The organism is Corynebacterium gottingense, assembly GCF_007559235.1.
In the GTDB taxonomy this organism is placed as follows: Bacteria; Actinomycetota; Actinomycetes; order Mycobacteriales; family Mycobacteriaceae; genus Corynebacterium; species Corynebacterium gottingense.
Genome location: NZ_VMHH01000016.1, coordinates 1 through 22,169 on the forward strand (window position 1 = coordinate 1; position 22,169 = coordinate 22,169).

The window sequence follows — 22,169 nt, forward strand, 5'->3', positions numbered from 1 at the left end:
GGCCAGGCCTCAGCATTTTATTATGGTGATCCCCTGGGCGAAATGCGCCTGGTAAGCAGAGTTTTTGAAATGTAAGGCCTTTGAATAAGACAAAAGGCTGCCTCATCGCTAACTTTGCAACAGTGCCCGCTCAGATCGACACCACGACTGCGTCCGGTCGCATGGTGTTCGGAATCTTCGCCACCTTGGCCGAGTTCGAGCGGGATCTGATCCGAGAGCGCACCATGGCGGGTCTCGCCTCCGCGAGAGCGCGCGGTCGCAAGGGCGGACGAAAATTCGCGCTCACCAAAGCTCAGGTGCGTCTCGCGCAAGCCGCCATGGCCCAGCGCGATACTTCAGTTTCCGATCTCTGCAAGGAACTCGGCATCGAGCGCGTCACTCTCTACCGATATGTCGGTCCCAAAGGCGAGCTCAGAGACCATGGAAAGCATGTTCTCGGACTTACGTAGCAACTCGTTTCTTTTCGCAGGTTGAGCCACCTCCGCGCTTCATCAGAAAACTGAAGGAACCTCCATTGAATCGAACTAATATTTTTTTTGGTGAATCGCATTCTGACTGGTTGCCTGTCAGAGGCGGAGAATCTGGTGATTTTGTTTTTCGACGTGGTGACGGGCATGCCTTCGCGAAAATCGCACCTGCTTCCCGCCGCGGTGAGCTCGCTGGAGAGCGTGACCGCCTCATTTGGCTCAAAGGTCGAGGTGTGGCTTGCCCCGAGGTGATCAACTGGCAGGAGGAACAGGAGGGTGCATGCTTGGTGATAACGGCAATTCCGGGAGTACCGGCGGCTGATCTGTCTGGAGCGGATTTGCTCAAAGCGTGGCCGTCAATGGGGCAGCAACTTGGCGCTGTTCACAGCCTATCGGTTGATCAATGTCCGTTTGAGCGCAGGCTGTCGCGAATGTTCGGACGCGCCGTTGATGTGGTGTCCCGCAATGCCGTCAATCCCGACTTCTTACCGGACGAGGACAAGAGTACGCCGCAGCTCGATCTTTTGGCTCGTGTCGAACGAGAGCTACCGGTGCGGCTCGACCAAGAGCGCACCGATATGGTTGTTTGCCATGGTGATCCCTGCATGCCGAACTTCATGGTGGACCCTAAAACTCTTCAATGCACGGGTCTGATCGACCTTGGGCGGCTCGGAACAGCAGATCGCTATGCCGATTTGGCACTCATGATTGCTAACGCCGAAGAGAACTGGGCAGCGCCAGATGAAGCAGAGCGCGCCTTCGCTGTCCTATTCAATGTATTGGGGATCGAAGCCCCCGACCGCGAACGCCTTGCCTTCTATCTGCGATTGGACCCTCTGACTTGGGGTTGATGTTCATGCCGCCTGTTTTTCCTGCTCATTGGCACGTTTCGCAACCTGTTCTCATTGCGGACACCTTTTCCAGCCTCGTTTGGAAAGTTTCATTGCCAGACGGGACTCCTGCAATCGTCAAGGGATTGAAACCTATAGAAGACATTGCTGATGAACTGCGCGGGGCCGACTATCTGGTATGGCGCAATGGGAGGGGAGCAGTCCGGTTGCTCGGTCGTGAGAACAATCTGATGTTGCTCGAATATGCCGGGGAGCGAATGCTCTCTCACATCGTTGCCGAGCACGGCGACTACCAGGCGACCGAAATTGCAGCGGAACTAATGGCGAAGCTGTATGCCGCATCTGAGGAACCCCTGCCTTCTGCCCTTCTCCCGATCCGGGATCGCTTTGCAGCTTTGTTTCAGCGGGCGCGCGATGATCAAAACGCAGGTTGTCAAACTGACTACGTCCACGCGGCGATTATAGCCGATCAAATGATGAGCAATGCCTCGGAACTGCGTGGGCTACATGGCGATCTGCATCATGAAAACATCATGTTCTCCAGTCGCGGCTGGCTGGTGATAGATCCCGTCGGTCTGGTCGGTGAAGTGGGCTTTGGCGCCGCCAATATGTTCTACGATCCGGCTGACAGAGACGACCTTTGTCTCGATCCTAGACGCATTGCACAGATGGCGGACGCATTCTCTCGTGCGCTGGACGTCGATCCGCGTCGCCTGCTCGACCAGGCGTACGCTTATGGGTGCCTTTCCGCAGCTTGGAACGCGGATGGAGAAGAGGAGCAACGCGATCTAGCTATCGCGGCCGCGATCAAGCAGGTGCGACAGACGTCATACTAGATATCAAGCGACTTCTCCTATCCCCTGGGAACACATCAATCTTACCGGAGAATATCGTTGGCCAAAGCCTTAGCGTAGGATTTCGCCCTCTCCCGCAAACGACCCCATCTTTGCGGCGATCGTGGCCGGATAGCCGTCTTCGACAATCAGCCGAGCTAACCGGAGACGGGCACGAGGAGTGAGAAGAGCGTTCGGATGGGTCATCAATTGGCCTCCGCCGCGGTCTTCGTAAGCGCGCGTCTGGTGAGAAGCATGATGACGAGAGCGATCGCTGTCAGCACCGAAGCGACCCAAACCGGCGCGAGCAGCCCCAGCCCGGTCGCGAGCCCGAGCGCACCAAGCACGGGCCCCGCTGCAGCTCCGATATTCAATGCTGCGGTTGCGTACGAACCGCCCATCGTTGGCGCACCCGATGCTGCATACAGCACACGCGTGATCAGAGTACTGCCGACGCCGAACGACAGGAATCCCTGAACGAGGACGAGGACGATAAGCGCAACGGGATGAGATGCGACCACTGCCAACACGATCCAGCCTGTCAGCAATAGCGGTCCGCCGACTGCGAGCACGAGGCCAGGTCGTTGATCTGATAGTCGTCCTGCGATCGTGACGCCAAGGAACGATCCGATGCCGAACATCACCAGCGCGACGGACACCCACGCTTCGGCCAAGCCCGCGGTCTCGGTCACGATGGGTGCCAGGAAGGTGAATGCCGCAAAGGTCCCTCCGTTGATCAGCGCTCCGAGTGCCATGGCCAGGATGAGCCGCGGCGTCGCCAACTGGCTGAGCTCGACACGGAGCCTTGGTGAGGTCGCGCTAGTCTCGCTCCGACCAACATTGTTCGTGACGCCACGAATGACTCCAACGGCCGCGGGAATACAGAGGATGGCGATCGCCCAGAACGTCGTTCGCCAGCCCAGCGCTGTGCCGAGCAGTGCCCCGGCGGGGACGCCCACGACGGTTGCGATCGTCGTGCCGGAGAGCAGGATCGACAGTGCACGCCCCTTCTGGTTCGCTGGCACGAGGGTAGTGGCCGTGCTCAGTGCTACGGCGAGGAATCCTGCGTTTGCGAGAGCGCTGAGCACCCGGGTGATGAGCAGGAGAGAGAACACTGGTGTCATCGCTCCGATGACGTGGCTTCCCGCGAACACGAGAAGGCAAACGATCAATGTGAGCCGCGGTGGCCAACGGCGAGCGAATGCCGCCATCACTGGCGCGCCGACGACCATACCGACTGCGAATGCGGAGGTCAGCAGGCCCGCAGTGCCGACCGAGACGTCAAGTTCGGTCGCGATCGCGGGGAGCAATCCCGCGAGCATGAATTCTGAAGTGCCCATGACGAAGACCGCCAGGGCAAGCATGTAGAGGGCAAAAGGCATCGAGTACTCCGAGGTGTGAGATCAAGAAATGGTTCTTCTTGTCACCACGGCCAGCGCCCCGGGTACGCCAGACATACGCCCACACAGATCGTGGGCGTCGTAACTAGTGGTTCAAGGGGCTGGCGGTGTGACCGACAACCCCTGACCTGTCTGATTCGGGACTCGACATGCCCCAAACTCTAACATGCCTTCAATGGCAAGCGGTCTGGACAGATACTTCTTGAATCGGCACGGTGTCATTACGGGCGGGGGCCAGAACAACGTCCCTGGACATCACACCTAGCGCAGCGCCGAGAGTGCCGCGTCGTGAAGCGCGCCGTTGCTGGCCAGCGCGTCGCCGCCGTGCGGGCCGTCCTCGCCGGACAGAGAAGTAAACTGCCCGCCGGCCTCCGTGACCAGCACCGACAGGGCGGCGAGGTCCCAGAGGGAGACCTCCGGTTCGGCGGCGATGTCCACCGCGCCCTCCGCGACGAAGCAGTAGTTGAGAAAGTCGCCGTAGCCGCGCAGGCGCCAGGTCCGCTCCGTCAGGCCGATGAACTTCTCCAGCAGGCTGCGTTCGCGCCAACCGGCGAGGGAGGACATGGCGAGGGAGGCGTCGGCAAGCGAGCGCACCCCGGAGACCTCGAGTCGCGTGAGCTCGCCGCCGTTGAACGTGCGCCACGCGCCGCCGCCGGCCGATGCGTACCAGCGGCGGGTCAGGGCGGGGGCGGAAACGACGCCGACGACCGGTTCGCCGTCCACAAGCAGCGCAATGAGGGTCGCCCACACGGGCACGCCGCGGACAAAGTTCTTCGTCCCGTCGATCGGGTCGATGACCCACTGGCGGCCCTCGAGCGCCACCTCGCCGCCGAACTCCTCGCCAAGCACCGCGTCCGCCGGCCGCGACTCCGCAAGCTCCGCTCGGAGCGCCTCCTCCACGGCGAGGTCCGCGTCGGAGACGGGCGTCATGTCCGGTTTGGACTCCACCCGCAGGTCAGAGGCTTCGAAGCGCGCGAGCGTGAGCGCGTCGGCCGCGTCGGCCAGTTCGAGGGCGAGGGCGAGGTCGTCGGCGAAATTACTCATGCCCGACAAGTCTAGTAGTGATGTCCTGCACAATCTGGGCATTTCCCGCCACACACCATGTCACTCCGCCCGCATCCACCTTGCGGGCCACGCCGCCCGCCGCCTCCACCAGCGCCTTGCCTGGCAGCCAATCCCAATCCGCCACGGAGTGCTGCAGCCACCCGCCGATCTGCCCCGCGGCCACGGTGGCCAGGTCAATCGAGCTGGCGCCCCACATCCGGATCGTCGCCGCGTCGCGCACCGCGCGCAGCCACACGTCGCGCACGGCGTCCTCGCGCATGTACGTGGGGTGCAGGTAGGTGGCCAGGGCTTTCTCGCTTATCGACGCCCCCGCCAACCCCTCCGCACGCTCCCCGTTCACCGTCAGCACGCCCTGGTTGGCCAGCCACGTCGAGTCCGTGGCGGGGCGGTGCACGGCGCCGAGGTTCACCCGTTCCGTGTCCGCTGCGTCCGTGAGCGCGATGGCAGAGCAGAAGTAGTCGGAGCCCTGCGAGAAGTTGTAGGTGCCATCGACCGGGTCGATGACCCAGGTGCGGCCGGTTGCGGAGTCGCGGGCCGCGCCTTCTTCTCCAACCACGCCGTCGTTGGCACGCAGCGCGGCGAGCGCTTCCGCCACGAACGCCTCCGCGGCGCGGTCGGCCTCAGTGACCACGTCGGACACGGACGTCTTGTAGTCGGTGGTCAGCCCCTCTTCGCGCATGCGCAGCGCGAGCTGGCCTGCGTGCTTGACCAGGGCGGCGGCGAGCGCAGCGTCGTCGGAATTGCGGTGGGCCTCAATGAACTGTGCGGTGGATGTCATGCGGCCCATTATCCACGGCATCGCGGTTTGGCGCGGGGGACCGGGGCTGCCGCATTGCTCCTCGACTAGACTGCGCTCTTATGCAACCGGAGACTCAGACGCGCATCGCCGACCTCGACTCGAAGCTCACCACCATTGAAAAGGTGATGGACCTCGAGGAGATGGGGGTGCGCATCCGCGAGCTCGAGCAGCAGGCCGCCGACCCATCGCTGTGGGACGACCCATCGCACGCGCAGCAGGTCACCTCGGAGCTCTCCAACGTGCAGGCGCGGCTGCGCAAGGTGACGTCGCTGCGCACGCGTATCGACGACCTCCCGGTCATGGTCGAACTCGCGGAAGAAGAGGGGGACCCCTCCATGGCCGCGGAGGAGCTGGAGGACGTGGAGGCGCGAGTGGAATCGCTCGAGGTGCAGACCATGCTCTCGGGCGAGTACGACGCGCGCGAGGCCGTGGTGAACATCCGCTCGGGCGCGGGCGGCGTGGACGCTGCGGACTGGGCGGAGATGCTCATGCGCATGTACGTCCGCTGGGCCGAGAAGAACGACCACAAGGTGGACGTCTACGACATCTCTTACGCGGAGGAGGCGGGCATCAAGTCGGCCACCTTTGCCGTCCACGGCGATTACATGTACGGCCAGCTCTCCGTAGAGCAGGGTGCGCACCGTCTCGTGCGCATCAGCCCCTTCGACAATCAGGGGCGCCGCCAGACCTCGTTTGCGGAAGTCGAGGTCCTGCCGGTGGTGGAGCGGACCGACCACATTGACATCCCGGACTCGGACATCAGGGTCGACGTGTACCGTTCCTCCGGCCCCGGCGGGCAGAGCGTGAACACCACCGACTCGGCGGTGCGCATCACCCACATCCCCACCGGGATCGTGGTGACCTGTCAGAACGAGAAGTCCCAGATTCAGAACAAGGCCTCGGCGCTCAACGTCTTGCAGTCCAAGCTGCTGGAAAAGAAGCGGCAGGAAGAGAAGGCGGAGCTGGATGCGCTGGGCGCGGGCGGCAACGCGTCGTGGGGCAACCAGATGCGCTCCTACGTGTTGCACCCGTACCAGATGGTGAAAGACCTGCGCACCAACTACGAGGTCGGAGACCCGCAGAAGGTGCTGGATGGGGACCTCGATGGCTTCCTCGAGGCCGGCATCCGGTGGCGCAAGGCACAGGAGCAGGGCGAGGAGTAGCTCCTACGCGTGGCGGAGGTCGATGCCCTTCGTCTCCGGCAAGATGTACATGCTGATCAGCGTCAGGATGCACATCGCGATCACGTAGGTGCCGGACGCCCACGACAGGTCGTGGGCCACGAACCACTGGAAGATGTAGGGCGCGGTGCCACCGAACACTGCTACCGAGATGGAGTAGGCGAGACCGATGCTGCGCGTGCGCTGGTCGGTGGGGAAGACCTCCGACATGACGGGGGCGAGTAGCGCGCCGCCGGCGGCCACGGCGATGATCGCGAGGGTGGACGCGACGAGGAGGGTCCACGGGCGGGCGTCGATAAGGCCCATGAGCGGCAGCTGCAGGAGGGCCAGCAGGATGGCGAAGGTGTACATGACGGGCTTGCGGCCGATTTTGTCGGACAGCGCGCCCCACATCGGCAGGGCGATCAGGCCGATCGCCTGCGCCACCACGGTGACCCAGTAGGCGCCCTGCGTGGACATGCCCTGCTGTGAGATGGCGTAGGTGGAGACGTACGAGGTCCAGGTGTAGTGGGCGGCGGTCACGCCGGAGACCATGCCGATGACCAGGAGGACGTTGACCACGACGGGGCGGTGGTTGACGCGCTGTTCCACTGCCTCGTGAGCGCGACGGTCGTCGTCGGCGTTGGCCACTGCCTCGTCGAGCTCGGTGAAGTGGTCGGACTCCTTCATGTGGCGGCGCATGTACAGGGCGAAGACGGCAGCCAGGGCGCTGATCCAGAAGGGGATGCGCCAGCCCCAGGCGCCGATCTGCTCGTCACTGAGAACGAGTGAGATGCAGCCGCCGATGACGTAAGCGATCACGGAGCCGCCGAAGATGGAGACGTAGACCAGCGACCCCCACTTGCCGCGCTTGGACGGCGGGGCGATCTCGGGGATGTAGCTGTTGGCGGCCGCAGACTCGCCTCCGTGGGCGAAGCCCTGGGCGACGCGAATGAGGAGCAGGCCGATCGAGGCCCAGATACCGATGGTGTCGTAGGACGGGAGGAAGCCGATGAGCACAGATGCGACCGCCATCATGATGATGGTGATCATGAGGACCGCCTTTCGGCCCTTCTGGTCCGCGATGTGCCCGAAGACGATGCCGCCGAGCGGGCGGACGAGGAAGCCGACGGCAAAGACGCCGAAGGTGGCCAGCAGGGCGGAGGTCTGGTCCGCTTTGTGGAACATCGCCGCCGCGATGAACGGGGCGAAGACGGCGTAGGAGCTCCACTCGAACCACTCGAGGACTTGGCCGATGAGGCTGGCGCCGAGCGACTTTCGGTCTGCGGGGTATTCGTGGTCCGGATGGTGCTCCGGTGCCACGGGCTGGGTCTGGGTGGTTGACACGAGGCCTCCCTGGTCTGTGGGGTGGATGGGTGTGAGCAGAAACTATAATCCAGGTCACTCATTAGGGGCGGGAAACCCATGTCTCATCAAAAAGAATTTGTACTCCGAGTCACAATACAAGCGTTTATCCAGGTAGAGGGCATGGTCGGGGCGGAACCATTGGCGCGCAAATGTGCGCATAGCGAACCCGCGTGCATACTACGCACCACTTTCGGGGGAAGTGACTTAGGGCGTCACTACGGAAAATAGTGGGATATATGTGGAGATCGAAAAAACTCGTCGCACATCACACTTTGAAGTGCTTACAATGAGCGCACCGGAAACACACGTCTTGAGCGGGCCAAAGTTCAAAGGCAGTCCCGATTCTGGTGTTTTTAAGGAGGAAAATATGGTTGCTCTCAAACCAGAGGAACTCAGCACAGAAAGTCTCGCCGAGATTCTCGCCGCGGGTGGTCGTCCTGCGAACAGCGAGCGCGAGATCAAGATCATCGACACCACGCTTCGCGACGCCCACCAGTCCATCTGGGCGACGCGCATGCGCACCGAGCACATGCTGGAGATGCTCGACGACATCACCAACGCGGGCTTCGAGCACGTGGACCTCGTCGCGCCGATCCAGTTCGACGTGCCCGTGCGCTACCTCAGGGAGGACCCCTGGGAGCGTGTTCGCCTGGTCCACGAGAACGCGGCACCGGGTACCAAGTTCCGCGCCATGGTGCGGTCCCGCAACCTCGCGTCGTTCGACTTCTTGCCCGACGACGTGATTCACGCGTGGGTCGAGCGCCTGTACGCCAACGGTTTCCGCGTGATCGGCGCGTTCGACGGCCTCAATGACATCGACAACATCGCCGACACGCTGATCCTGGCCAAGGAGCTTGGCGCGGAGACTTACGGGTGTCTGTCCTACTGCCTCAGCCCCGTGCACACCGACCAGCTCTACATTGACAAGGCCCAGGAGCTGGTGGAGCGCACCGACGTCGACCGCATCATGCTCAAGGATGCCGGTGGCCTGCTCACCCCGGACCGGATGAAGACGCTGATCCCGGCGATCCGCGGCGCGATTGGGAACGACCTACCGCTTGAGGTCCACACTCACTCGCTTACCGGGTTGTCCCCGCTGACCTACATCTACGCCGCTGAGCTCGGAGTGGACTCCATCCACACCTCGACCGCGCCGCTGGCCAACGGTCAGGGCCAGCCCGCGACCCAGGCGCTCGCCCGCGATCTGCGCGCGCTCGGCTACACAATCAACATTGACGACGAACGCGTGGACAACGTGAGCAAGAAGATCCAGGAGATCGCTGACCGGGAGGGCAAGCCCGTTGGCAAGCCCCGTGCCTTCGACGGCGTCCACTACATGCACCAGCTGCCGGGCGGCATGCTCACCAATTTTGAGTCCCAGCTGGAGACCGCCGGGCTGTCCGACCGCTTCGAGGACCTGCTCTACGAGACCGCGCGCGTGCGCGAGGAGCTCGCGTTCCCGATCATGATTACTCCGTTTGCGCAGTTCGTGGGTACCCAGGCCGTGATGAACGTGATCTCCGGGGAGCGGTACTCCGTGGTGCCTAACGAGATCAAGAAGTACGCACTCGGCCACTACGGCGAGCCGCTCGCGCCGATCGACCCGGATGCGCTGGAGAAGATTAAGGCGAACGGCTCGGCCGAGATCAAGGAAGGCCGTCCGAAGCTGGAGCCGGCACTTCCCGCGCTCAAGGAGCAGTACCCGGACGACGACATCGACACGATCCTGCTGCGCGCGAACATCCCCGGCAACAACGTGGACGAGATGAAGCGCTTCGTCGCCGAGGGGCGCGCCGGCCAGGGCGAAGGCGTGCCTGGCGGCGAGCTGACCAAGCTGGTCCAGAAGATCTACGACACCACTAATTCAGGCGAGTTCCACCTCAAGACCGATGACCTCGAAATCAACCTCACCAAAAAAGGAGACAAGTAACCATGTCTGAGACCACCAACTTCAACGAGCTGAAGTCCCTCCTGGATTGGGTCAACCAGTCCGGCGACATCGAAGAGCTGAGCATCAAGTACGGCGACATCGAGCTCGCCCTTTCCAAGACCCCCGGCGGGCTGAGCCACCTCAAGGCTGCCCCGGCGCCGGCACCGGCAGCGCCCGAGGCTGCACCGGCTGCACCCGCTCCGGCACCGGCTGCACCGGCCGTGGAGGAAGCGCCCGCACCGAAGGCTCCGGAACCCGCTCCGGCACCGGCTGCGTCCGAGGCCCCGGCCGACGGCGTCGAGATCACCGCGCCGATGGTGGGCACCTACTACGCGGCTCCGAAGCCGGGCGCTGACCCGTTTGTGAAGGTTGGCGACGAGGTTGAGGTCGGCCAGGTGCTGTGCATCGTCGAGGTGATGAAGCTGATGAACAACATTGAGGCGAAGGTCGCCGGCACCGTCAAGCAGATCCTTGTGGAAAACGAGGAGGCTGTCGAGCACGGCCAGACCATCATGATCATCGAGCCCAAGTAAGCACACCCACAACCCCTAGAAAGGTGAGGAGTCCCAATGTCTGAGTTGTTGGGGAGCGTACTCATTGCCAACCGCGGTGAGATCGCACTTCGCATCATCCGTGCCTGCAAGGAGCTCGGTATCAAGAGTGTCTTGGCGTATTCCGAAGGCGACCGCGATTCGCTTCCGGTGAAGGAAGCCGACAAAGCCGTGTGCATCGGCCCGGCGAACGCCGCCAAGAGCTACAACAGCCCGGAGCTCGTCGTCTCCGCCGCAATGGCGTACAAAGTCGACGCGATCCACCCCGGCTACGGCTTTCTCTCCGAGAAGGCCGACTTTGTCAAGATGGTCGAGGACGAGGAGATCGGCTTTGTCGGCCCGTCGTCCGAGCATATCCGCCGGATGGGCGACAAGATTGAGGCGAAGCGTATCGCGCAGAGCGCGGGCGTGCCGACGGTGCCCGGCTCCGACGGCGTCGTGACCGAGTTCGAAGAAGCGCTCGAGGTGGCCAAGCAGACCGGTTTCCCGCTGCTGATCAAGGCGGCGGCCGGCGGCGGTGGCCGAGGTATGCGCGTGGTGGAGTCCGAGGACACGCTGGAGAAGGACCTCAACGAGATCATGAACGAGGCCCAGTCCGCGTTCAACGACTCGTCGGTCTACATCGAGCGCTTCCTCACGGACATTCGCCACATCGAGATTCAGGTGCTTGCGGACGGCGAGAACGCGATTGCGCTCGGTGAGCGCGACTGCACCTCGCAGCGTCGCAACCAGAAGCTCATCGAGGAGGCCCCGTCGCCTGCGATCGACGATGAGCTCCGCGCCGGCCTCCAGGAAGCGGCGATCAACCTCTGCAAGGAGGTCGGCTACAAGAACGCCGGAACGGTGGAGTTCGTGTTCGACAACATCGAGCGCAAGTACTACTTCATCGAGATGAACACCCGCATCCAGGTGGAGCACCCGGTCACCGAGATGATCACCGGCGTCGACCTCATCCAGGAGCAGCTGCGCATCGCCTCCGGGCAGAAGCTGCGCCTGACCCAGGACGATGTGCAGATCCGCGGCCACGCCATCGAGTGCCGCATCAACGCGGAGGATCCGAACGAGAACTTCGCGCCGCGCCCGGGCAAGATCGAGAACTACCGCGCGCCGGGCGGGTTCGGGGTGCGCATGGACACGCACATCGAGTCTGGGTACACCATCCCGCCGTTCTACGACTCGATGGTGGGCAAGCTCATCTGCTGGGCGGAGGACCGCGACGCAGCGATCGAGCGCACTCTGCGCGCCCTCGACGAGCTGACCGTCGACGGCGTTGTCACCACCGGCCCGTTCCAGGCCTACCTGCTCAACAGCGAGCAGTTCCGCAGCGGTGACATCAACACCGGCTACGTGGCGAAGGTCCTCGAGTCGGTCAACGAGATCCCCACTGAGGAGTAACACCCCGCAGCACCTGTAAGGAGGGCACAGAATGTTGGTCGTCGTGGCCATGATGGTCGGGGCGATCGTCCCCGTGCAAACCGCGATTAATACCCGGCTTCGGCAAAGCGTGGGATCGCCGATCGGCGCAACATTCCTCTCGTTCATCCTTGCAGTTGCCGCGTCCTGCGTCATCGCGCTTTTCGCCACACGCACCCTGGTCCCGGACCTGGCGCTCGCCGCGTCCGAGCCGTGGTGGGTGTGGCTCGGCGGCTTTATGGGCGTGATGTTCATCGCCGGCAACATCGTGCTCTTTCCAGAGCTCGGCGCCGTCCAAACCACCATCCTTCCCATCCTGGGGCAAGTGCTCATGGGGCTGCTTATCGACGCCACCGGGCTCTTCCGCTACCCCCAAACCCCCGTCGGACCACTCAGGCTCCTGGGCGCGCTGCTCGTGCTTATCGGCATCGCGATGGTCCTGGAGATCGGGCGCGGAGTCCCGCTGCGCGGCACCGCCCGGGGGCTCCGCGCCTGGTTGCTGCGCGGGTTCGGCGTTCTGATGGGCATGGGCTCTGCGACCCAAACCGCAGTCAACGGCTACCTGGGCAAGGCGCTGCACAGCCCGATCCAGGCCGGGCAGATCTCGCTTGCCGTCGGCCTCATCCTGCTTTTCGCCATGGTCCTCCTGATTCCAGCTCCTCGTCGCGCCGTAGCTTCAGGCGTCGCCCCGGGGCCGTGGTGGATGTGGCTCGGGGGAGTGCTCGGTGCCCTCTTTGTCTTTGGCGGCGCGAGTTTGTCGCCTCTCTTGGGCGCCGGTACTACCGTCATCGGCTCGCTGGTTGGTATGATCATCTGTGGTCAGGTGCTCGAGTCGCTCGGTATCGGGGGAGGCGCCAAGGGGCGTCCGACGCCGTTCCGGCTCACCGGCCTGGCCATCGTGCTCGTCGGCGTAGCGATGGTTCGACTGCTCTAAAGATTCCCCCCGAACGCACCGGCGGCATCCCGTCCGTCAAGCTCACATGCAGTGCCTGCAAGGGTAGGAAGGACTACAAATCGGAGCTCATGGACGGGTCGAAGCAGGCGGGCATCATTATCGGTGTGATCGTCGCCGTGCTCAGCGTCGTTGCTTCTGCTGCAGGCCCGGCCTTGCAGCAGTACCTGTAGCTGAAGAACGGCTCGCCGCCTAGAACCTGAGAAAACTGCGCAATGCGCAGTTTTCTCAGGTTTGCTTATGGGGTCTGTCGCCAGCGCTCGAGCGTAAGCGTGGGGGAGAGAGATCGTGACACGCAGGTGGTGAATGCGCCCTTCTCGTGGCGCTCTTCGGTGAAGATGCTGTCGCGGTGGTCGGGGGTGCCGTCGATAACGCGCATTACGCAGGTGCCGCACGTGCCCTCCGCGCACTGGGACAGGATGGGCACGTCCTCGTCCTCGAAGACGTCGAGGACGGATTCACCCTCGGGGATGTGGTACGTCTCGCCGTTGAAAATGACGTCGAAAGCGCCGTCGGCGTCATGGTTCCCGGCGAGCGCTTCTTTGGTGGGGCGGTAGGTCTCGAAGTGGATGTTGTCCCGGGGGAGTGAGGCCAACGCAGTTTCGATAACACCGTCCATGAAGCCGTGTGGCCCACAGACATACAAGTGTGTGTCCTTCGCCGGGACCGCTGAAGCCGCGAGCGCTTCCCTGATGTAGCCGGCCTGTTTGTCGCGTTCGCCCGAAGCGAAGATGCTCTTGGTCCGGCCGTGCAGATAGGTGTCAATGAGGTGGCGCATCAGCGCGCGTTCCTCGCTTGAAGCGAAATACAGCACCGAGTAGTCGGCATCTTGCATTTGGAGCTCTCGCGCCAGCGAGAAGATTGGGGCGATGCCCACCCCGGCACCGACGAGTACTGACCGCTTCGCGTCTTTGGCCAGGGGGAAATTGTTGCGGGGCGGGCGGATGCGGAGGGTGTCGCCGACCTCGATGCGGTGGATTGCCGCAGAGCCGCCCTTGGAACCGGCTTCGCGCTTGACCTCAATGCCGTAGGCCCCCTCCTGGTCGCCCAGGTAGTGGGTGGGGAAGAGGGAGAATTGGCGCACAAGTTCCTCGCCATCGGGGGTGCGGAGGAGGAAGTCGGCGTGGCAGCCCGGCTCGTAGCCGGGAAGTGGGGCGCCGTCCTGCGTTTCAAACGTGATGAGCGCGATGCCGTGTGCCCGCTCGACACCGGTGACGGTGAGTTCGATGATGTCTCCGCTACCGCGTCGTTCCGTCTTCGTGGCGCGTCGGGATTCCAGTGCGGCTTCTCGGTCGGCCGCGTTTGGGTCTGCTTTCTTCTTTTTTCCTCCAAAAAACGCTGCAAATCTGCCGATGCCAGTGTCGTTTCCCATGGTGGACTCCGTCGAAAAGCGAATAGAAAATGTGTAATCCAAAAAAGGGCGCCAAAATGGTTGCCGGCCCCGTTCTGTAATGGATAGTATAAAACCACGCAAAAAGTGACCGGCAATACACCAGTGTATGACTATCGGATAGATAACAGGCTCGGGTGAAAGGCGGTTGCTATCACTCCATTTGCGGCAAGCGAACCAACCCAGCCGCCCACTAGGGGCGGTGCAAAAGTGTAGAGAAACGGGATGACGATGACTGCCAGCACAGATGTCCGCGAGGAGCATCAGTATCAAAATCCGGTGCGCCCGGAGATTCTCCCCATGTCGGACAATCCTTACGAGGACTTCCGCTACTTCTACCGCGACGGGATGCCGCTGCGACCGGCGCCGAAGCGTCGCGTGAAGCGCCCCGGCTGGTCGAAGCTGCGCCACAACCTCTTTGACCGGTGGCACACGGTGGCCGACACCTGGGAGGGCTACGACAGCTTCCAGACCAAGCTGCTGGATGACCACATGTGGCAGACCGACGAGACCGGCTCGAAGCTGGCGGAGGCGTTTAAGCGCGATGGCGCCGAGAAGTCCCGCGCGGATTTCGAGCAGGCGCTCAACAGCGGAATCGACACGGTGGCCGACCCGTCGCCGGAGCTCGTGGAGTTCTTCGCCGAGGTAGACAACATCCCGGAGTGGATCGACCTCGAGGCCGCGGAACGTGGCCGCATCGCCTACTACAACGTGACGCCGTCGGCAGAGCTGCTCTCCATCGGATTCGCCTACTGGGCCACCACGATGGAGGACCGCACTTCCGCGGCGACGGGTGAGACAGCGATGTTTGAGATCGAGTCCTTCACTCGCATCATCGAGACGGTGAAGTTCTTCGTTGACCTGGGCAAGAAGGGGGTGTTCGACCGCTACAGCGACGGCCTCAAGGCAGCGGTGCGCGTGCGCCTGCTGCACGCGCAGGCAAACCGAGGCCTGGAAAAGCTGTGGGGTCCTGAGCACTACAACGAGTTCGGTCGCCCGATCGGCTCATCGTTCCTCGTCTCCGGCGAAGGCTGGTTCGCCCTCATGCCGATCGGCGTGGACGAGTTTTTCGGACGCCCACACACGGGCGAAGAGTGGGACGACGTCGCCATGTACTGGGCGTGGGTCTTGTACCTCATGGGCGCCGAGGAGCGCCTGATCCCGAAGACGGGCGACGAGATGCGCAAGATGACCGACTTCATCTACGCCAACGGCGGCTACTCCTCCGATTATCACGTGCGCGTAGCCACCGCGCTCATGGGCATTCTGGAAGACCTTGATCCGAAGATGCCGGGGCAGGTGCTCGGCGCGCTGTCGCTGATTATCGGCGACGAGGACACGAAGTTCATGGTCAAGGGGTCGCGCTTTGAAGGGACCCCGTACCTGCACTGGAAGATCGCATTCCTGCTCAAGGCGAAGTCCGAGGCGGTCATCTACCGCCTGCTGGACAAGCTGCCGGGTGCGCAGGCCAAGAAGGCCAAGAAGGCCGGAGAGGGCAAGCCGCCGTGGTCTGACGTTTTCCAGCAGATTGAGGACTACGTGGCCGAGAAGGCACCGGACGTCAAGGCCGAGTACAAGCTGCACGACACATCCAAGGAAGGCCTGCGCTAACCCCGCGCGGCCAGACCCAACCACAAGGAGACCCACCATGACCCAGACTTTTACTGAGAACCCGCTCGCGCAGGACCACTACGACCGCTCCGAGTGGCCGTCGGCGCGCGGTGACCGCGACGCATTCGTCGCAAAGTTCGGCGAAGCCCGCGCGCAGCGCTTTGAACAGGCGTTTTGGGCGACCGATCCCATTGCGGATGCGCTGTTTACCAGCGGCCACAAGAGTAAGGAGATCATGCCTAACCTGCGCGAGGCACTCGCGCGCGGCGAGGCTACCGATGCCACGCTGCCCGAGGTCAAGGCGCTTATCGACGACATGAACGCGGCCCTCGACGGCGTCGACTGGGAGCGCCTCGAGCGCGGACAGCAGGCGGCGCTGGCGATCCCGGTGCTCGCGCAGAACCTGTCGCTCGGGCCGGGCGCGCTGATCCACACCTACATCGCCCCGTCGATTGCAAACGTCCTGGTGAACACTGGCGAGCTCACCGAGGGCGCCGTGCACCGTCTGGCGTACACCACCAACTGGATCTACTCCGTCTACCTGAAGGACGGGCTGAAGCCGGGCAACGTCAGCTTCGTCCACACCGGCATGGTGCGCGCAATGCACGCCCACGTCCGCCGGGTGCAGGGCCAGCTGGGGCTGGACTACGCGGAGTGGGGCCGCCCGATCAGCGAGTTCGACATGCTCCGCACCTGGTTCGACTTCACCTACATCGCGTTCACGTACCTGCGGAACCTGGGTTACAGGCTGACGGTGGAGGAGGAGCGGGACCTGTTCTACCTGTGGAAAGTCGTGGGCATCATGCTCGGCATTCCGACCGACCTGCTGGACAATGAGACGGACATTGACGCCTCCCAGGAGACGATCGACGCGATCCACGCCGTCGACGGCGAGCCGAACGATGCGTCCCGCGCCCTCATCGACGCGCTCTTTAGCGGCTTCCGCACCAACGTCAAGGCCATGCTGCCATTCCCGGACGAGTCCATCGATGACTGGATGTACACCGCGACACGGCTCATGCACGGCGATGAGATTGCGGACCAGTTCAACGTCCCGCAGCCCGTTTCCCGCCCGTTCGTCGAGCTCGACCTGCCGCTGGTGCAGCAACGATTCGACCTGCTGCGCGCGAACCCCGAAGCGCTGGAGAAGGAAGTTGCGCAGAACCACCAGGCGCTTCTCGACGCCCTCACGCAGGACACCTCCTACATGTCCCAGGACGAAGGCGTGAAGATGAGCGACGGGTCTTACAGACCCGGCGCGTAGTGGTATAGTTCACAAACAGCACGAGAAAGTAATCTACGAGAGGAAAATAGGACACGATGTCTAACCCGTACCGCGTACAGAACCCGATGACCAACGAGGTCGTCGAGACGTTCGATCACCCCACGGAAGAGCAGGTGCAGGAGATCCTGGCCAAGTCCGACGAGGCGTTCCAGTCCTGGCGTCACACGTCGTACGAGGAGCGTGCGGCGATCGTTGGCAAGGCTGCGCAGCTGCTCAAGGAGCGGAAGAACGAGCTGGCCAAGATTATGGCTGAGGAGATGGGCAAGTCGGTGCCGGAAGGCGAGTGGGAGGCCGACTTCTCCGGCGACATCCTGCAGTTCTACGCCGACCACGCGGCCGAGCACTGCGCTGACCAGAAGGTCGACGTCCCGGGCGGCAAGGCAGTTGTCCGCCGCCTCCCGCTGGGCATCCTGCTTGGCATCATGCCGTGGAACTTCCCGGTCTACCAGGTGGCTCGCTTCGCCGGCCCGAACCTGATGAACGGTAACTGCATCCTGCTCAAGCACGCAGAGATCACCCCGAAGTCCGCCGCGGCGTTTGAGGCGATCCTCAAGGAGGCGGGCCTGCCGGACGGCGTGTTTACCAACGTGTACGCCTCCCACGACCAGATTGAGACCATCATCGCGGACCCGCGCGTTCAGGGCGTCTCCCTGACCGGCTCCGAGCGTGCCGGCGCGAAGGTCGCGGAGACCGCGGGCAAGAACCTGAAGAAGGTTGTCCTGGAGCTCGGCGGTACCGACCCGTACGTCATCCTTGACTCCGCGGACATCAAGACTGCTGCGCAGGATGCGTGGGCGAAGCGCGTGCAGAACGCGGGCCAGGTGTGCACCTCCAACAAGCGCATCATCGTCATGGAGGACATCTACGACGAGTTCGTCGATGAGATGGTGAAGATTGCAGAGTCCTACAAGAAGGGCGACCCGTCCAACCCGGGCGAGAACGAGTACTACCCGATGTCCTCCCGCAACGCCGCGGAACTGCTGGACGACCAGGTCAAGCGCGCCGTCAAGGCGGGTGCGACGCTGCGCACCGGCGGCGAGCTGGACGACACCACCGCGTACTACTCCCCGGCAGTGCTCACCGACCTCCCGGTCGGCTCTGACGAGTACTACGAGGAGTTCTTCGGCCCGGTCGCTGAGATCTACAAGGTCTCCTCCGAGGACGAAGCGGTGGCGCTGGCCAACAACTCCCGCCAGGGCTTGGGCGGCGCAGTATTCTCCGAAGATACCGACCGTGCGATCAAGGTCGCGGACCAGATCGACACCGGCATGATCCACGTCAACCTCGGCCAGTACTTCTCCGCCGTGCTGCCGTTCGGTGGCGTGAAGCGCTCCGGATTCGGCCGCGAGCTGTCCGTGTTCGCGCTCGATGAGTTCGTGAACAAGCAGTACCTCTACGTGAACGACTAACAAGTTCACAGACTCGCGCGTTGTCGCTCGCAGGCGGCGCGCGGGGCGAGGGTGAAGCCCCAGATTGCGCAGTGCAAGCGCGGTCTGGGGCTTCACCTGTCACACCAGTAACAGGTAAAGTCGGTCCGGTGATCAAATTCTCCAACGTCACCAAGGTTTACCCCACGTCGACCCGGCCTGCGCTGGACGACGTGTCATTCACGATCGGAGACGGGGACTTCGTCTTCCTCATTGGCCCGTCCGGCTCCGGTAAATCCACCTTCCTGCAACTGATGATCCGGGAGGAGAACGTCTCTTCCGGAGACATCTATTTCAACGACTTCCACGTCAACGAGCTGCGCGGCAAAGAGGTGAACAAGCTGCGCCAGTCCATCGGCTACGTCTTCCAGGACTTCCGCCTGCTGCCCAAGCTCAGCGTGTACGACAACGTCGCGTTCGCGCTGGAGGTGATTGGCAAATCGAAGGAGCGCATCAAGAAGCTGGTGCCGGAGGCGCTCGAGCTGGTCGGTTTGGACGCCAAGGCGAACCGCATGCCGCACGAGCTGTCGGGCGGTGAGCAGCAGCGTGTGGCGATTGCGCGCGCTTTCGTCGATAAGCCTGCACTCATGCTTGCCGACGAGCCCACGGGCAACCTCGACCCTGCGACCGCAGATGGGATCCTGGCGCTGCTCTCGCGCATCAACCGGATGGGGACCACCGTGGTGATGTCCACGCACAACGCCCGTGCGGTGAACGACATGCGCAAGCGCGTGATGGAACTCGATTTGGGCCGACTCGTGCGCGACGACGAGCACGGCGTGTACGGAAACGTGAGGGGATAGCTGTGAACTGGAATTTCATTTTCCGCGAGGGATTTCGCGGGCTGGGGCGCAACGTCACCATGACCATTGCCCTGATCATCACGACCGCCTTGTCGCTGGTGCTCGTCGGGGCGGGCATCTTGATTTCGCAGGCGACGAGCGAGACGAAGGACCTGTACCTGGACCGCGTCGAGGTCATGGTGGAGCTGGACGAGGACATCTCCGCGAACGACAAGGACTGCTCGTCCGACGCCTGCAAGGAGGTGCGCGACGCGCTGCAGGGGGACAGCGGGGTAGAGCAAGTGACGTTCCGCTCGCGCGAGCAATCGTACGAGCGGTTCAGGGAGCTGTTTGAGGAGTCCGAGCCGGACCTGGTGCGCGAGACGACCCCGGACGCGCTGCCGGCGGCGCTGCACGTGCGCCTGGCGGATCCGGCGGATACCTCACCGATTGAGAAGATCTCGTCGATGCCGCAGGTGACCGTCGTGACGGACCAGGCGGACACGGTGCGCGAGGCGGCCGGCACGATGGATACGTTCCGTAACGTGACCTTCACCGTTGCCGCGGCGCAGGCGCTGGCGGCGATCTTCCTCATTGTGAATATGGTGCAGCTCGCCGCGTTCAATCGCCGCGACCAGATCGGCATCATGCGCATGGTCGGCGCGTCCCGCTGGTTCACGCAGGCGCCGTTCGTGCTGGAGGCGCTGATTTCCGTGTTCGTGGGCGCGGTGCTGGCAACGATTCTCACGTGGGTGGCAAAGCGCTCCATCGTCGATCCGATGCTGGGCGACCTGTACTCGTCGTCGCTGATCGCGCGCGTGCCGGACTCCGCCGTGTGGACCGTCATGCCGCTCGTGGGACTCGGCGCCATGGTTGTCGGCGCTGTTGCGGCGCAGGTGGCGCTTCGTTCTTACGTGCGCAAGTAGTACACTTATTGCTCTTATGGCCAAGAAGAGTAAAAAGAAGAAGCTGAGCAACACCGGTGTCCTCGCGACCAACCGGAAAGCTCGGCACGACTACACCATCTTGGACACCTGGGAGACCGGCATCGTGCTCTACGGCACGGAAATCAAGGCGTTGCGCGAGGGCAAGGTCTCGCTGGTCGAGGCCTTCGCCACCATTGATAACGGCGAGGTCTGGCTGCGCAATATGCACATCCCCGAGTACTCGCGCGGCCACTGGACCAACCACCCGCCGCGCCGCACCCGCAAGCTGCTGCTGCACCGCCGCGAGATCGACTCGCTGGAGGGCAAGATTCGCGACGGCAACCGCACCCTCATCCCGCTGTCCCTGTACCTCAAGGACGGCCGCGCGAAGCTGGAGCTCGGCCTGGGGCAGGGCAAGCAGGACTACGATAAGCGGCGTTCCATCAAGCGTCGCACCGAGGACCGCGAGATCGCCCGCGACCTGGGCCGCAAGTTTAAGGGCATCAAGGCCTAGGGTGCGCGCGCTACGGTGGGGCGCATGAAGACTGCATTGATTACCGGTGCATCGCGTGGCATTGGTCGCGCGATCGCCGATGAGCTGGGCAAGGACCACCACATCATCGTGGGCGCGTCGCGCGATGCCTCCGAGGTTGTCCGCGCGCTCCCGAGCGCGGAGCCCTTCGAGGTGGACCTCACCGATACTGAGGCGCTCATTCGCGCCGCCCGCGCCATCGAGCAGGTCGACGTGCTCGTCCACGCGGCCGGCGTGCTGCACAAGGCCCCTTTCGCCGAGCTCACCGAGGCGCAGTGGCGGGAGTCGATGGAGGTCAATGTCCACGCGCCCATCACCCTCACCAGGGAGTTGCTGCCCGCTTTACGACGCTCACGTGGACTCCTCCTCACCATCAACTCAGGCGCCGGCTTCTTCGGTGTTCCCGAAAACTCCGCGTACTGCGCGTCAAAGTTCGCGCTCCGCGGCTTCACCGACGCGCTGCGACTGGAAGAAGCCGGCACCATCCGCGTCACCTCATTGCACCCCGGGCGAACGAACACGGACATGATCGCAGCTCCGCAACACGGTGATGCCCCGAAGATGGCGGCGACCTCGGTGGCCAAGGCCGCGCGCCTCGCAGTCGCCGCCGGCCCCGATGCGGTGGTGGACTTCCTCCGGATCACGCCGACCGGCCTGGAATAGGCACCGGGTGCTTGCAGTTGAAGAGGTGGAGAGGTAGAGTTACTTCTCCTACGGTTCCCGTAGTTGACAAGGGGTCGATTCAGGTTTCGACTTCATCGACTTAGCCAGGGGAAGCGTGCCGGTGCAGGCTGGAGACCACCGTAAGCGTCGCAGCAACCAATAAACGCAGAGAAGAACTCTCAGCGTGACTTCGCCCTCGCTGCCTAAGAGCTAGCGACCGCGAGTCTGTCAGGCCGGGGACGTCCCCGACCCGGTACCTGGCATCGACTTAGGGGACTTGCCTCCCGGGCTTGTGAGTGGGCCTCTGGGAGGGACACTTCACACTTACTGGGCTCATCATCCGGACATGTCCGCCTGATCCGGAGGGCCGAGCAGAGGTAGCGCGCGGACTGCGCACGGAGAAGCCCTGGCGCGGTGATGAAGGACCCGGGTTCAATTCCCGGCGGCTCCACCGAGTGCGAACGCCCGCTGGTCAGCAATGGCCAGCGGGCGTTTCTTTTTGCCAGTTCACCTAAAGTTTTCAATTCGAGATATTCCTGCGCGCGCCACGTGAGGGATCACCGCTGAAGAATCAACCGCTAGAAGTTTCGCGTTAACGCAAGCATTGGGTTGCGAAAAACCGTGTGTGTGCTGGGGGTTTGCGTGTTTGTGTTGTTCGTGGTTAAGTATTTCCTCGTTGCCGAGAGCGAGTGAGTCGCTCGGAGGGAACGAAATAATTTCACAGTGTTGCGGGCTTGGTTGCTTGAGTTTGGTTGAGGTTTTAC

Annotated in this window: 20 protein-coding genes, 1 other RNA gene and 3 pseudogenes; 17 read left to right on the forward strand and 7 right to left on the reverse strand. The window is 63.1% G+C overall.

What is annotated here, in order from left to right:
• From FPH17_RS11395 to FPH17_RS11410, 4 genes and pseudogenes are all read left to right on the forward strand, one after another.
• Positions 1 to 75 (forward strand): annotated as a pseudogene (locus FPH17_RS11395) (IS6 family transposase); the annotation flags it as partial.
• 53 nt (positions 76 to 128) lie between these two features.
• Positions 129 to 449: pseudogene (locus FPH17_RS11400) on the forward strand (recombinase family protein); the annotation flags it as partial.
• A gap of 65 nt (positions 450 to 514) precedes the next feature.
• Positions 515 to 1,318, forward strand: a complete 804-nt coding sequence (gene aph(3'')-Ib / locus FPH17_RS11405; protein WP_001082319.1) for an aminoglycoside O-phosphotransferase APH(3'')-Ib — start codon at positions 515 to 517, stop codon at positions 1,316 to 1,318.
• On the forward strand, positions 1,318 to 2,154 hold the full coding sequence (locus tag FPH17_RS11410) for an aminoglycoside O-phosphotransferase APH(6)-Id (RefSeq protein ID WP_000480968.1): 837 nt from the start codon (positions 1,318 to 1,320) through the stop codon (positions 2,152 to 2,154). Before aph(3'')-Ib ends, FPH17_RS11410 begins: the two co-directional genes overlap by 1 nt.
• Before the next feature lie 105 nt (positions 2,155 to 2,259).
• Here FPH17_RS11410 and FPH17_RS11415 read toward each other — a convergent pair.
• The 5 genes and pseudogenes from FPH17_RS11415 to FPH17_RS11440 form a co-directional block, all read right to left on the reverse strand.
• Positions 2,260 to 2,358, reverse strand: a pseudogene (locus tag FPH17_RS11415) (IS481 family transposase); the annotation flags it as partial.
• Complete coding sequence (gene cmx / locus FPH17_RS11420; RefSeq protein WP_005297378.1) at positions 2,358 to 3,533, reverse strand: chloramphenicol efflux MFS transporter Cmx; 1,176 nt, start codon at positions 3,531 to 3,533, stop codon at positions 2,358 to 2,360. The gene cmx and the pseudogene FPH17_RS11415, both read right to left, overlap by 1 nt.
• Positions 3,534 to 3,554: 21 nt before the next feature.
• Positions 3,555 to 3,608 carry a chloramphenicol resistance leader peptide gene (locus FPH17_RS12275; protein WP_011113070.1) on the reverse strand — a complete coding sequence of 18 codons (54 nt, stop codon included), beginning with the start codon at positions 3,606 to 3,608 and terminating at the stop codon, positions 3,555 to 3,557.
• 204 nt (positions 3,609 to 3,812) lie between these two features.
• Entirely contained in the window at positions 3,813 to 4,595 is a 783-nt protein-coding gene (hisN, locus tag FPH17_RS11435) for a histidinol-phosphatase (protein ID WP_154880687.1), read from the reverse strand.
• Positions 4,588 to 5,394: an inositol monophosphatase family protein gene (locus tag FPH17_RS11440; RefSeq protein ID WP_238397058.1), complete on the reverse strand. Its 807-nt coding sequence runs from the start codon at positions 5,392 to 5,394 to the stop codon at positions 4,588 to 4,590. Before FPH17_RS11440 ends, hisN begins: the two co-directional genes overlap by 8 nt.
• An 80-nt stretch (positions 5,395 to 5,474) precedes the next feature.
• Here FPH17_RS11440 and prfB point away from each other — a divergent pair, with 80 nt between their 5' ends.
• A complete protein-coding gene (prfB, locus tag FPH17_RS11445) occupies positions 5,475 to 6,578 on the forward strand; it encodes a peptide chain release factor 2 (RefSeq protein WP_095278941.1) in 1,104 nt (367 codons plus the stop codon).
• Between the two features lie 3 nt (positions 6,579 to 6,581).
• Here prfB and FPH17_RS11450 read toward each other — a convergent pair whose 3' ends face one another.
• Positions 6,582 to 7,898 (reverse strand): MFS transporter, encoded by a 1,317-nt coding sequence (locus FPH17_RS11450; protein WP_154880707.1) that lies wholly within the window; start codon positions 7,896 to 7,898, stop codon positions 6,582 to 6,584.
• Between the two features lie 412 nt (positions 7,899 to 8,310).
• On the opposite strand from FPH17_RS11450, the gene FPH17_RS11455 reads away from it, so the two are divergent.
• From FPH17_RS11455 to FPH17_RS11470, 4 genes are read left to right on the forward strand one after another with little or no spacing between them, the layout of a single operon-like run.
• Positions 8,311 to 9,873, forward strand: coding sequence for a hydroxymethylglutaryl-CoA lyase-like TIM-barrel protein (locus tag FPH17_RS11455; RefSeq protein ID WP_095536360.1), 1,563 nt, complete (start codon positions 8,311 to 8,313; stop codon positions 9,871 to 9,873).
• Positions 9,874 to 9,875: 2 nt separating this feature from the next.
• Positions 9,876 to 10,406, forward strand: coding sequence for an acetyl-CoA carboxylase biotin carboxyl carrier protein (gene accB, locus FPH17_RS11460; protein WP_154880691.1), 531 nt, complete (start codon positions 9,876 to 9,878; stop codon positions 10,404 to 10,406).
• 36 nt (positions 10,407 to 10,442) lie between these two features.
• Positions 10,443 to 11,819 carry an acetyl-CoA carboxylase biotin carboxylase subunit gene (accC, locus tag FPH17_RS11465; protein WP_154880693.1) on the forward strand — a complete coding sequence of 459 codons (1,377 nt, stop codon included), beginning with the start codon at positions 10,443 to 10,445 and terminating at the stop codon, positions 11,817 to 11,819.
• A gap of 31 nt (positions 11,820 to 11,850) precedes the next feature.
• Positions 11,851 to 12,771: a DMT family transporter gene (locus FPH17_RS11470; RefSeq protein ID WP_154880695.1), complete on the forward strand. Its 921-nt coding sequence runs from the start codon at positions 11,851 to 11,853 to the stop codon at positions 12,769 to 12,771.
• Between the two features lie 256 nt (positions 12,772 to 13,027).
• Here FPH17_RS11470 and FPH17_RS11475 read toward each other — a convergent pair whose 3' ends face one another.
• Positions 13,028 to 14,161, reverse strand: a complete 1,134-nt coding sequence (locus tag FPH17_RS11475) for a PDR/VanB family oxidoreductase (RefSeq protein WP_167496831.1) — start codon at positions 14,159 to 14,161, stop codon at positions 13,028 to 13,030.
• Positions 14,162 to 14,410: 249 nt separating this feature from the next.
• Between FPH17_RS11475 and FPH17_RS11480 the strand changes: the two genes are divergently transcribed.
• The 8 genes from FPH17_RS11480 (at position 14,411) to ssrA (ending at position 21,859) form a co-directional block, all read left to right on the forward strand.
• Positions 14,411 to 15,790: an oxygenase MpaB family protein gene (locus FPH17_RS11480; RefSeq protein WP_238397059.1), complete on the forward strand. Its 1,380-nt coding sequence runs from the start codon at positions 14,411 to 14,413 to the stop codon at positions 15,788 to 15,790.
• Positions 15,791 to 15,827: 37 nt separating this feature from the next.
• Positions 15,828 to 17,054 carry an oxygenase MpaB family protein gene (locus tag FPH17_RS11485; protein WP_154880699.1) on the forward strand — a complete coding sequence of 409 codons (1,227 nt, stop codon included), beginning with the start codon at positions 15,828 to 15,830 and terminating at the stop codon, positions 17,052 to 17,054.
• 56 nt (positions 17,055 to 17,110) lie between these two features.
• A complete protein-coding gene (locus FPH17_RS11490; protein WP_154880701.1) occupies positions 17,111 to 18,484 on the forward strand; it encodes an NAD-dependent succinate-semialdehyde dehydrogenase in 1,374 nt (457 codons plus the stop codon).
• 128 nt (positions 18,485 to 18,612) lie between these two features.
• Positions 18,613 to 19,305, forward strand: a complete 693-nt coding sequence (gene ftsE, locus FPH17_RS11495) for a cell division ATP-binding protein FtsE (RefSeq protein WP_095278949.1) — start codon at positions 18,613 to 18,615, stop codon at positions 19,303 to 19,305.
• 2 nt (positions 19,306 to 19,307) lie between these two features.
• The gene (ftsX, locus tag FPH17_RS11500; RefSeq protein WP_154880703.1) at positions 19,308 to 20,210 is read left to right on the forward strand and encodes a permease-like cell division protein FtsX; all 903 of its coding nucleotides are present in this window, start codon (positions 19,308 to 19,310) and stop codon (positions 20,208 to 20,210) included.
• Between the two features lie 16 nt (positions 20,211 to 20,226).
• A complete protein-coding gene (smpB, locus tag FPH17_RS11505; RefSeq protein WP_095278951.1) occupies positions 20,227 to 20,724 on the forward strand; it encodes an SsrA-binding protein SmpB in 498 nt (165 codons plus the stop codon).
• 24 nt (positions 20,725 to 20,748) lie between these two features.
• A complete protein-coding gene (locus FPH17_RS11510; RefSeq protein ID WP_154880705.1) occupies positions 20,749 to 21,405 on the forward strand; it encodes an SDR family oxidoreductase in 657 nt (218 codons plus the stop codon).
• 70 nt (positions 21,406 to 21,475) lie between these two features.
• Positions 21,476 to 21,859, forward strand: a transfer-messenger RNA (tmRNA) gene (ssrA, locus tag FPH17_RS11515).
• Positions 21,860 to 22,169: the final 310 nt, after the last annotated feature.